A 10,817-nucleotide genomic window follows, 5' to 3' on the forward strand; every position below is an offset into this window, starting at 1 on the left:
CCTCGGGCTCATCCACCTCCGGCGGCAACGCGTCCCCCCTGCAGCCGCTGACCCCGCTCCTGACGACCTCGCTCACCACCCTGCCCCCCACGGTCACCGGCGGCGCTGGAAACAGCACCGTCGCAGGCGGAACCGGGAACGGCACCGTCACCGGCGGCACCGGGAACAGCTCCGTCGCCGGGGGCACCGGGAACAGCACTGTCACCGGCGGAACCGGGAACGGCACCGTCACCGGTGGCACCGGGAACAGCACCGTCAGCGGCGGGTCGTGATTGACCCCGCGCCCATCCCCCAGCGGCCGGCCGTCCAGGCCACAACGAGCAAGGAGCCTTCATGTCGGAGCCCACGAAGGTCAATGCGCAGATCATTGACGTCATAAACCAGACGCAGACGGCGACCATGAGCCAGCAGGTCGTCACCACCAGCGGCGCGGGGAAAGCCTATCAGGCGGTCGCCCAGTCCACGGCCATGGCCGTGCAGGACGCGACGGACACGCTGCGCAACGTCTCGACCATCGCCACCACGGCGATCGGCGTCGCGATGGCGCAGCTTCTGGCGACGGGCGACCCGAAATACGTCACCGCCCTGACCCAGGCGCAGGGAATGATGACGAGCGCCGCCAACGACTTCACCAGCATCGGTACCGCGGCCTCCACGGTCCTGAATAGCTTCCCGTCGAGCTGACCCTTACGCAGGTGTCCCCACCATGACCGTCTCTGTCGCCAACAAGATGATCCAGAACCGCGCCGGGCTCACCGACCTGGGGCGGCTTGCGCTCGCCTTCATCGATGGCGGGTCGGAGTGGCTCGACTGGGCCATCAGCAACGCCGGTCCGCGCTACGATTTCCCGGACGAGAGCGCGCTCGTGGAGCAGGTCCAGCAGGGTCTTCACGCGACGCGGCTGGCCCTGCTGCCCAATCTGAAGCTGATGGTCAGCCCGGTGAAGCTGATGACGCTGGGGGTGGACAGCCTGCGCACGCTGGCCGACGCCGAATCCGGCGATACCAGCGCCACGGTGTCGGCCCAGGTCAAGCGCATCCTCGCCGACCACAATCTTCTGACGCAGGACGACTTCGCCGCCGGCGCGTCCTTCCTCGCCGGTCTGGGAGTCTCCGGGGCTCCGGTCTTCCAGTTCATGGGCTTCGACGAGCAGCTGGCGGTGCAGGAGCTGCTCTACCGCAAGGAAAGCCAGGGAACGGCCAACCCCGAGCTTCAGAAGGAGGCGGCCGCCTTCGCGGTGGATCAGGCGCGCACCGTGCAGGAGTTCGCCGACTATTATCAGTTCTACCTGATCTACGTGAACCGGCTGGGCTCCCTGACCGCGACGCCGGACGACCGGAAGAAACGGGCCGGCGGCGCGCTGGACACCATCCTGCCGCAGCTCTTCGGCTTTCTGGAATGCCCGCAGGTCGGTCCGCTGGCCGCCCCGGCGGAGGTGGCGCGGGCCGTCTCCGACTGGCAGAAGCGCGGCCGGCCGATCGGCTTCGCCCGCCTGTCGGACGGGGCCTTGCAGATAGTCCGCGACACGGCCTTCCGGGACGAGACCGGCGACGCGGTGCGGGTTCTGGTCGCCGGCTATCTGGCCGGGGCTCAGGCCCTGCTGTCGGCGACGCCGCCGCAGCGCGGCATCATGGGCCAGGACGGCGCGTCCTGTCTCTTCCCCGTCTTCGGCAAGGGCAACCAGGCGGAAATCCAGATGGGGGCCGCGGGGGTGATCTCGCTCCGCTGCTTCCGCCCCGATCCCCCCGCCACCGCCGCAGCAGCCGCCACCACCGCCGCCGCCTGACTCGCTTCAACCGGCGGTGACCGGGGCGGCCCCTTCTGCACCGCCCCGGTCACCGCCCTCTGCCCCAGCGTCTGCGCCAACCACCCCGACCGCCGCGGCGGTCAGCGCGCCGCAAAACCGAACCGGACGAAGGAGATCGAAGGATGGGCGTTTCCCAGCCCCCCAACAGCCCGAACCCTGAACCGGCGGCCGCTCCGGCAACACCGGACACGCCGGCTCCCGCCGCGCCGACGCCGCCGGCCGACGCGCCTCCCGATACGGCACCGTTCGAGGCGGACACCAAGACGCCCGCTGAAATCGCCAGCGCGCTGCTCGACCACGCGGTGAAAAGCGTGAACGCCGCCGCCGAGCAGGCTTTGGCCGCCGTCGAGCAGGCCATCCAGCTCGCCGGCCAGGCGGTGGAGGCAATCCCCGGCCTGACCGCGCACCCCGGCGGCAACGCCGACGAACAGAGCGCGATGTCCCAAGCGAACGAGGCGATGTCGCAGGCGCTCCAAGCCGCCAGCGGAACCGGCGCCGGCGGTCAGGCGATGCAGCAGGCCAGCGAGCAGCAGCAGAAGGCCGTCACCGCGGCCAACGAGGCGGCGCAGAAGGCCATGGCCGCGGCCAGCGCCCAGATCGCGCGGGCGATGAACAGCAAGGGCGACCCGGCCCTGTAAGCCCCCCGACGATCCACCGCCCCGAGGGGACCGCGACACCGCGCGGCCCCCTCGGGGCGCGTGGGACGGGCACGTTTCCGCCTATTTCCGAACATGTCCCCAACCGAGCCGAAGGGCATCCCGCATGCCGTCCCGGACCGGCTGGCTGGCTGGCTGGCACGTTGAACGTCCTGATCGCCGCAAGCCTGCGCACTGGAGCGCCTGACGGCGCCGATTCGTCGGTGGAGGCTCCGCGCCAGGACCGACGCGGTCACCTGATGCTGACCCTCATGTTGCGCGCCGGTCTGCCAATGGGGCGAGACCGGCACGTTCACCGGCAGGGGGCATGACGGCCGCCCCCTCCGGTGACCGGTTCATCCGGGCGCGGCGGCTCCGCTCAGGTTGCGCCGATACTCCCGCGGGCTCTGTCCGACGAGACGGCGGAAGCTCTTCTCGAAATGGCTGAGGTCGCCGTAGCCGACGCTCATCGCCACCTCGGTGATGGGCAACCGCCGGTCGGCGGCCAGAAGCTCCCGCGCCTTGTGGATGCGGATGCGGCCGAGCAGACCCTTGAAGGACGTCTGAAGCTCCGTCCGGAACAGGTAGCTGAGGTGGGACGGGCTGACATGGGCCTGACGCGACAGCTCGTCCAGCGTGATCGGGTCGGCGAAGCGCTCTCCCAAAAACACCAGCGCCTTGCGCAGACCGCCGTGCAGCCGGGCCAGGACGTCCTGGTCGCGGGTCAGCGCGCAGCGCACCCAATGGTCCGCGGGCGAGGAAGCCGGCGGGACAACGGACGCGGGCTCCGGATGGCCCACCGGATGGCCCACCGGATGAATGCCGGACTCCGGGTCCGCCGGCATGGCGCCGCCGACCATCCATGGGGCGTGGCGATGCACGTCGCCGTGGCGGATCGGCCCGCCGCCGGTCATCACCGCCAGCCGGGCGATCACCCGCTCCAGTTCGAACAGATTCTCCGGCCAGCTGTAGGCCTTGCACAGGGCGATCAACTCGTCGGTCCGCGTCTCGTCGGTGCGCCCGCCATGGCGTTCCAGGGCGGCGAGGACCAGCGGCTCGATGTCGGCCGGCCGGTCGCGCAACGGCGGTACGGTGGCGCACAGGAAATCCAGCTCGGCCAGCAGCGGGCGGGAGAAGCGCCCAGCCGCCGCCAGCCGCCGCAGGTCGGCGGTGGTCGAGGCGATGACCCGCGGCCCCCCAGTCCCATTGGCCATCCCATTGGCCACTCCGTTGGCGGACGGCGTCCACCCCCCCGGCGCGTCGAGCCATTGGCCGAGCTGGGAGGGCATGTGCTGGAGGATCTGCCCCTGAAGGGCCGGCGTCATCTCGTCCACGCCGCTGAGGAACAGGGTGCCTCCGGCGGCCCGCGCGAACCAGTCGGCCGGCGTCCCCGCCGGGTCCGCCCCATTGACCTGGACGAAGGGAGCGTCGCGTCGCGGCCCGCAGCCGTGGATCGCCGCAGCGAGCTGCGCCTTCTCCGTTCCGAACTCGCCGGTCAGCAGGACGGGCAGCGCGCTGTGCGCGGCCTGCTCCAGGAAGGCGTCCAGCTCGCGCAGCGCCGGGCTCATGCCGACCATCATCAGGGGCCGCCCGAACCGCCGCTCCGCCCAGCGCCGCAGCTCGTAGCGCTTGGCCAGATAGCCGCACTGGCGGGCAATGTCCTGCAGGAGCGGCGCCTCGGGCGGGGCGCCGTCCGGCGCGCGGTCGAGGACCAGCCGCATCTCGCCGACCGGCGTGTCAGCGTAGGTGATGGGCACCACCACCGCCTCCGGATCGGCCGCGGCGGCGTTGGGGTCGCCGTCCGCCGTCCAGCAGAGGCGGCCGCCCGCCCGGTTCTGGGCGAGCACCAGCGTGCCCATGTCCTGAAGCCACAGCGCGCCGCCGCGCAGCGGCGCGCGGTCGGCCAAGCGATCCATCAGCCCGCCGATCAGGTCCGGCAGGCTGCGGAAGTCGGCCGAGGCCGGGTATAGAATCTCGTCCAGCGCGCCACAGACCGACAAAGTCATCGCACCGCCTCCTTGGTAAAGCCGTGCCGCGTGTTCCGCGAGCGCCGGACCTTGAAGACGAATGCATGCATCGCGTGGCCGCGATGGCGGTAATCGGATTGATAGGATCGAATCATGACCGGAATCACCTGCCGCCGTTTCGTACAATGGGTTCACAGCCAATCGACGTTTCATGGCGTCAGGGCGTGAAGTCTTCGGCGGACCGGCTTTTTTTCCGGACAAAAGAAGGGGCCGCCCGGCCTCCGGTTTCCCGGCGCCGGGCGGCCCGTCAGGCCTGAATCACTGTGAAAGGATCACCGCGAACGGACCAGCGCCACTGGCTTGCGCTCCGCCCCGGCCTCCGGCGCACGCTGCGCTTCCTCGGCGTAGGCGCGGCCGTAGTAGCTGTCGAGCAGGAGCTGCCGGATCTCCGCGACCAGCGGGAAGCGCGGGTTGGCGCCGGTGCACTGGTCGTCGAAGGCGGCCTCGGCGATGGTGTCCAGCCGGGCCAGGAACTCCGCCTCCGGCACCCCGGCGGCCTGGATCGAGGCCGGAATGTCCAGCGTGCGCTTCAGTTCCTCCACCCAGGCCACCAGCGTCTCCACCCGCTCATGGTCGCGACTGCCGCCCAGCCCGAGATGCCGGGCGATTTCGGCGTAGCGGGCGACGCCCTTGGGCCGGTCGTACTGGCTGAAGGCGGTCTGCTTGGTCGGGATGTCGGCGGCGTTGTAGCGGATGACGTTGGCGATCAGCAGCGCGTTGGCGACGCCGTGCGGCAGGTGGAACTCAGCCCCCAGCTTGTGCGCCATCGAATGGCAGACGCCGAGGAAGGCGTTGGCGAAGGCGATGCCGGCCAGCGTGGCGGCGCTGTGCACCTGCTCGCGCGCCTTCGGGTCCTTGGCGCCGTTTGCGTAGGCGGAGGGCAGATGCTCCTTCAGCAGCTTCAGCGCCTGCAGCGCCTGCCCATCGGTGTACTCGTTGGCCAGAACCGAGACGTAGGCCTCCAGCGCGTGGGTCACCGCGTCGATGCCCCCGGCGGCGGTCAGGCCCTTGGGCATGTCCATCACCAGATTGGCGTCGATGATCGCCATGTTCGGCGTCAGTTCGTAATCGGCGATCGGGTACTTGATGCCGGTGCGCTCGTCGGTCACCACGGCGAAGGGCGTGACCTCCGACCCGGTGCCCGACGTGGTCGGGACGGCGACGAACTGCGCCTTCACCCCCAGCTTGGGGAAGGTGTAGATGCGCTTGCGGATGTCCATGAAGCGCAGGGCCAGATCCTCGAAGGCGACGTCCGGCGCCTCGTACATCACCCACATGATCTTGGCCGCGTCCATCGGCGAGCCGCCGCCCAGCGCCAGGATGACGTCCGGCTGGAAGGCGTTGGCGAGCGCCAGCCCGCGCCGCACCACCGCCAGGGTGGGGTCGGCGGCGACCTCGAAGAAGGTCTCCACGGCGAGGCCCAGCCCCTTGAGGATGCGCACGGTCTCGTCGACGTGGCCGTTCTCGAACAGGAAGCGGTCGGTGACGATCAGGCAGCGCTTCTTCCCGCGCAGCTCCTCCAGCGCGAAGGGCAGGCAGCCGCGGCGGAAGTAGATGGATTTCGGCAGCTTGTGCCACAGCATGTTCTCGGCCCGCTTCGCCACGGTCTTGCGGTTGATGAGGTGCTGCGGCCCGACATTCTCGGAGATCGAGTTGCCGCCCCAGGAACCGCAGCCGAGCGTCAGCGACGGCGCCAGCCGGAAATTGTAGAGATCGCCGATGCCGCCCTGCGAGGAGGGCGTGTTGATCAGGATGCGCGCGGTCTTCATCGCCTGCCCGAAATGGCGGATGCGCTCCGGCTGCTGGTCCTGGTCGGTGTAGAGGGCGGAGGTGTGGCCGATGCCGCCCAGCGCGACCAGCGCCGCCGCCTTCTCGCAGGCCTCCATGAAGTCGCGGGCGCGGTAAAGCGCCAGGGTCGGCGACAGCTTCTCGTGGGCGAAGGGCTCGTCCTCGGTCACCGCCTCGACCTCGGCGATCAGCACCTTGGTGTTTGCGGGAACGCTCACCCCGGCCATGGCGGCGATGGCGCCGGCCGACTGGCCGACGATGTCGGCGTTCAGCGCGCCGTTCTTCAGCAGCACCTTGCGCACCGCGTCGGCGTCCGCAGCCGACAGGATGTGGCCGCCATGGTGGGCGAAGCGGTCGCGCACCGCGTCATAGACGGCGTCCACGACGATGGCCGACTGCTCCGACGCGCAGACGACGCCGTTGTCGAAGGTCTTGGACATCAGGATGGAGGCGACGGCCCGCTTGATGTCGGCGAACTCGTCGATCACCGCCGGGGTGTTGCCGGCGCCGACGCCGATGGCCGGCTTGCCCGAGGAATAGGCCGCCTTGACCATCCCCGGCCCGCCGGTCGCCAGGATCAGGTTGATGTCGGGGTGGTGCATCACCGCGTTCGACAACTCCACCGAAGGCTCGTCGATCCAGCCGATGATGTCCGGCGGCGCGCCGGCCTCCACCGCCGCCTGGAGCACGATCCGCGCGGCCTCGCAGGTCGCCTTGCGGGCGCGGGGGTGCGGCGAGAAGACGATGCCGTTGCGCGTCTTCAGGCTGATCAGCGCCTTGAAGATGGCGGTCGAGGTCGGGTTGGTCGTCGGCACGATGGCGCAGATCAGGCCCACCGGCTCGGCGATCGTCATGATGCCGTATTCCGGGTCCTCCTCCAGGATCCCGCAGGTCTTCTCGTCCTTGTACTTGTTGTAGATGTATTCGGAAGCGAAGTGGTTCTTGACGACCTTGTCCTCCATCACGCCCATGCGCGTCTCGGCGACCGCCAGCTTCGCCAGAGGGATGCGCGCGTTGGCCGCGGCCAGGGCGGCGCTGCGGAAGATGCGGTCCACGGTTTCCTGCGGGAAGCCGGCGTAGACTTTCTGCGCCTCCCGGACGCGAAGGACGAGGTCGTTGAGGTCTGCAAGCGTGGTGACGGGCATATCGTGTCGCCTCTGCGGTTGGCGCGCCGCCGGCCCTTTCGGGCCGGGCAAGGAAACCGGATGCGGACGGGTCGAAGCCCTTGTGGAACGGCATCCGGGGCACGCACGGAAAATCGGTCATGGCCGGGCGGCGCTTCTCACTGGTCCGCGCGGCAGGGGAACTATCCCCCCACCGCGGGGGAAGGACCATGACTCAGGTCAAATTGGTATGACCACTTTCGGGGTAGCGCCACCCCTGGCCCGCAAGCCTGATCCACCCGGCCGAATTGGAAAAATCTCTTTCGAACGGGTGACGATTGCGCTGGACAAGCGCGTGGGTTCTTCCTATAAGACGCCCCCGCACGCAGCGGCGCCCAGGTAGCTCAGTTGGTAGAGCAGGGGACTGAAAATCCCCGTGTCGGCGGTTCGACTCCGTCCCTGGGCACCATTTCTCTTTCGCCGATCAAGCCGCTGGTGGTGGATCAGGCAAAGCCGACCCATCCGGCCCGGACTTGGCACAGCCGCGAAGGTCATCATTCCTCGCCTGCCAAGCCTTTAAAATTTCCACTTTTCATGATGTCGATTTTCGCTGCGCCAACACAATCGTGGCACAGTCGAAGCGGCCGTGCGAGCCTCTGCGGGCGACGCATCCCACGCGGCTTCCTCCAATCCATCGCCGATGCGCAGGACACCATTACCCGCTTCAGTCGCGCCCGCAACAAGGACGCCAAAGCTTTCGCGTGGGCCAAGCCCATCGACACCGTCTCAATAATTATCGATCGATCGTCTGCGCTTTCTGAATGACTCGGCGGGCCAACTCGCCGCGACGAAACAAGCGGGCCCCCATTCACAAAGAACGCAATGCACGCGTCATTTTCTGAAGGCGATGCTTAGGGCTTTCCCAGCAAAGCCGCGGACCAGCCGCTTATGCAAACTTTCGTTCGCTTCAGGTTGCCCGCCTTCATGCGGGAATGACCGACACCATTACGGACACCGCATCAAGCTCCTTGGTCCGAAGAGGCCCACGATGCGACTTCAGAAAGGAATGACGAATCATGAAGAGGCTCCTGTTTTTCATCATCTTGGCTTTGCTGCCCAACCTTGCCGCAGCCGACACCATGACCTCCAGCGAGATCGTAAACACCCTGAAAAGGAACAACATGGAGGTTCTCATCCCCATGTATGAAAAAGGTATTTTGGTTCTCGATAGTAAGAATACCACGGTCAACGCCATGAAATTGGTTAGGAACTATGCAGCTTTCACGGATACTGAAGCGGAAAAAGCAAAATTTTGGTACCGCGGCATGCCGACCCAACAGGCGAATGACTTTATCAACAGCAATTACTCGAGACTGGGATTGCCGGAAAAATCCTTTGTGGGGATTGCCCCACGTTTTTCCTACGTGATGCAATATGTCACCAACTCGGATCCCGGTGTCGTTTTTGAATTTGGCACGGACAGCGAAGGCTGGCTTTACAAGCAGTGGTCTGTTGACCATCCCTGTCAAATCAAAGCGGAAGGTGGCGGCACTTACGGCCTCGGCCCCAGCGGTACCTATGCTTCCTGCAACAACGGCCCCAACGCCTATAAGCCGAAGATCGACAACTTGGGCGGCATGTTCAATAAATGGCTGGCTGACAACGCGATAACAGCCAAAGTCGCCTACGTCCTGGCCAACCGCAAATTGTAATATGTTCGCGCAGGCAAGAGCGGGACACCTCCCCTGCGCCGCGATGGCCAAGAGTGAGGCCGGCACGCTGAAGCGCCCATTTTTCTCCCAACGATGCGGATCGGATCGCGGGCGCACCACCCAACGAACCCGCCCGGCGGACAAGCCGCCGATCCTGAAATGGGCCTTCAGCGGCCGCGACCGGCGGAAGCCGACGCGCAGGCCCCCAGCAACCACTCCCGGAACGCCATAAGCGGCGGGTGATGCGCCCGTGAGGAGGGGTGGACGAGGTGATAGGCGCGGTCCGGATTCCGGTAGGGCCGGTCCAGCGCCGGCACCAGCGACCCGTCCCGCATCTCCGCCTGGACCAGCAGGGTCGGCAGCAGCGCCACCCCCAGCCCGGTGATCGCCGCCTGGGCGGTGGTGGAGAACTGCTCGAAGAACATGCCGGCGCCCTCGTGCCGCTCGATGCCCTGGGCGGCGAACCAGTCCCGCCACGCCTCCGGTCGGCTGGTGGTGTGCAGAAGCGGCAATGCCACGAGATCCGCCGCCGCGCGGATCGGGTGGGCGGCCAGGAAGGACGGGGCGCAGAGCGGCAGGACCTCCTCCTCCATCAGCCGCTCGCAGACGGCGCCGGGCCAGTCGGCGGCGCCGAAGTGGATGGCGGCGTCCAGATCCTCCGACCGGAAGTCGAAGGGCTCCATCTTCGTCATGAAATGGATGATGACCTGCGGGTGCGCCGCCTGGAAGGCCGGCAGGCGCGGCACCAGCCAGCGCGTGCCGAAGGTCGGCAGAACGGCCAGCTTCAGCACGCCCCCCTGCGGCGCGGTCATGACCCGCAGCGTCGCCGCTCCCACACGGTGCAGCGCCTCCCGCACCTCCGCCGCGTAGGATTCGCCGGCCGGGGTCAGGGTCACGCGCTGGTCGCGGCGCACGAACAGCGGGACGCCGAGCTGGTCCTCCAGCGCCTTGATCTGCCGGCTGACGGCGCCCTGGGTCAGCGCCAGCTCCTGCGCCGCGGCGGTGAAGCTGCCGGTGCGCGCCGCCGCCTCGAAGGCGGAGAGCGCGCTCATGGACGGGAGAAGGCGGCGTTGCAGACCCATGGGTCATGACTATAGCTCATGACCGGGGGAAAGAAAGTCGGTTGCGCGGGGCGGGGCCTGCCGCCAGATTGAGGAGGATTTGAACGCCCAGCCAAGGAACGAGCGCGCCATGCAGACCAATGGCAAGACCGGAGGCCAGTTGATCGTCGATGCGCTGGAGGCGCAGGGCGTCGAGCGCGTGTTCTGCGTGCCGGGCGAAAGCTACCTCGCCGTGCTGGACGCGCTGCATGATTCCTCGATCCGCACGATCAACGCCCGCCACGAGAGCGGCGCCGCCATGATGGCGGAGGCCGAGGGCAAGCTGACCGGCCGGCCGGGCATCTGCTTCGTCACCCGCGGCCCCGGCGCCACCAACGCCGCGCCGGGCGTGCATGTGGCGCAGCAGGACTCCACCCCGATGATCCTGTTCATCGGCCAGATCGAGCGCGGCATGCGCGGTCGCGACGCCTTCCAGGAGGTCGACTACACCCTCATGTTCGGCGGCATGGCCAAGTGGGTGGCCGAGATCGACAGCGCCGACCGCGTGCCGGAGATGGTCAGCCGCGCCTTCCACACCGCGCTCGCCGGCCGCCCCGGCCCGGTCGTCCTGGTTCTGGCTCTTATTCACATCTGACGTTGCCGTCGAACTACTCTGTGCAGGTCTCTGGGGTCGGCGTTATATAA

8 protein-coding genes, 1 tRNA gene and 2 pseudogenes are annotated in these 10,817 nt (G+C 67.9%); 8 read left to right on the forward strand and 3 right to left on the reverse strand.

Annotated elements, in window-relative coordinates; translation table 11 throughout:
* The 4 genes and pseudogenes from GBZ26_RS21300 to GBZ26_RS21315 all read left to right on the forward strand — a co-directional run.
* Positions 1–272 (forward strand): annotated as a pseudogene (locus GBZ26_RS21300) (hypothetical protein); the annotation flags it as partial.
* 61 nt (positions 273–333) lie between these two features.
* Positions 334–684, forward strand: coding sequence for a hypothetical protein (locus tag GBZ26_RS21305; RefSeq protein ID WP_014200165.1), 351 nt, complete (start codon positions 334–336; stop codon positions 682–684).
* Between the two features lie 22 nt (positions 685–706).
* A complete protein-coding gene (locus GBZ26_RS21310) occupies positions 707–1,786 on the forward strand; it encodes a hypothetical protein (RefSeq protein ID WP_174440566.1) in 1,080 nt (359 codons plus the stop codon).
* 143 nt (positions 1,787–1,929) lie between these two features.
* Positions 1,930–2,445, forward strand: a complete 516-nt coding sequence (locus GBZ26_RS21315; protein WP_174440567.1) for a hypothetical protein — start codon at positions 1,930–1,932, stop codon at positions 2,443–2,445.
* A 353-nt stretch (positions 2,446–2,798) separates the two neighbouring features.
* Here the strand turns inward: GBZ26_RS21315 and GBZ26_RS21320 are convergent, their stop codons facing one another.
* Entirely contained in the window at positions 2,799–4,448 is a 1,650-nt protein-coding gene (locus tag GBZ26_RS21320) for an AraC family transcriptional regulator (protein ID WP_174440568.1), read from the reverse strand.
* A gap of 293 nt (positions 4,449–4,741) precedes the next feature.
* On the reverse strand, positions 4,742–7,402 hold the full coding sequence (gene adhE, locus GBZ26_RS21325; protein WP_174440569.1) for a bifunctional acetaldehyde-CoA/alcohol dehydrogenase: 2,661 nt from the start codon (positions 7,400–7,402) through the stop codon (positions 4,742–4,744).
* 351 nt (positions 7,403–7,753) lie between these two features.
* On the opposite strand from adhE, the gene GBZ26_RS21330 reads away from it, so the two are divergent.
* From GBZ26_RS21330 to GBZ26_RS21340, 3 genes are all read left to right on the forward strand, one after another.
* A tRNA-Phe gene (locus GBZ26_RS21330) sits at positions 7,754–7,829 on the forward strand.
* Positions 7,830–7,858: 29 nt separating this feature from the next.
* Positions 7,859–8,185, forward strand: a complete 327-nt coding sequence (locus GBZ26_RS21335) for a hypothetical protein (protein WP_174440570.1) — start codon at positions 7,859–7,861, stop codon at positions 8,183–8,185.
* A gap of 251 nt (positions 8,186–8,436) precedes the next feature.
* The gene (locus GBZ26_RS21340) at positions 8,437–9,072 is read left to right on the forward strand and encodes a hypothetical protein (RefSeq protein WP_174440571.1); all 636 of its coding nucleotides are present in this window, start codon (positions 8,437–8,439) and stop codon (positions 9,070–9,072) included.
* Positions 9,073–9,239: 167 nt separating this feature from the next.
* Here the strand turns inward: GBZ26_RS21340 and gcvA are convergent, their stop codons facing one another.
* A complete protein-coding gene (gcvA, locus tag GBZ26_RS21345; protein WP_174440572.1) occupies positions 9,240–10,154 on the reverse strand; it encodes a transcriptional regulator GcvA in 915 nt (304 codons plus the stop codon).
* Positions 10,155–10,263: 109 nt separating this feature from the next.
* On the opposite strand from gcvA, the pseudogene GBZ26_RS21350 reads away from it, so the two are divergent.
* Positions 10,264–10,749 (forward strand): annotated as a pseudogene (locus tag GBZ26_RS21350) (thiamine pyrophosphate-binding protein); the annotation flags it as partial.
* Positions 10,750–10,817: the final 68 nt, after the last annotated feature.

Source organism: Azospirillum formosense, assembly GCF_013340925.1.
Taxonomy (GTDB): Bacteria; Pseudomonadota; Alphaproteobacteria; order Azospirillales; family Azospirillaceae; genus Azospirillum; species Azospirillum formosense.

Excerpts from the sequence above, each read along its gene's own strand:
- adhE (WP_174440569.1), bottom strand. The coding sequence starts at position 7,402 with ATGCCCGTCACCACGCTTGCAGACCTCAACGACCTCGTCCTTCGCGTC.
- gcvA (WP_174440572.1), bottom strand. The coding sequence starts at position 10,154 with ATGGGTCTGCAACGCCGCCTTCTCCCGTCCATGAGCGCGCTCTCCGCC.
- GBZ26_RS21320 (WP_174440568.1), bottom strand. The coding sequence starts at position 4,448 with ATGACTTTGTCGGTCTGTGGCGCGCTGGACGAGATTCTATACCCGGCC.
- GBZ26_RS21310 (WP_174440566.1), top strand. The coding sequence starts at position 707 with ATGACCGTCTCTGTCGCCAACAAGATGATCCAGAACCGCGCCGGGCTC.
- GBZ26_RS21340 (WP_174440571.1), top strand. The coding sequence starts at position 8,437 with ATGAAGAGGCTCCTGTTTTTCATCATCTTGGCTTTGCTGCCCAACCTT.
- GBZ26_RS21305 (WP_014200165.1), top strand. The coding sequence starts at position 334 with ATGTCGGAGCCCACGAAGGTCAATGCGCAGATCATTGACGTCATAAAC.
- GBZ26_RS21315 (WP_174440567.1), top strand. The coding sequence starts at position 1,930 with ATGGGCGTTTCCCAGCCCCCCAACAGCCCGAACCCTGAACCGGCGGCC.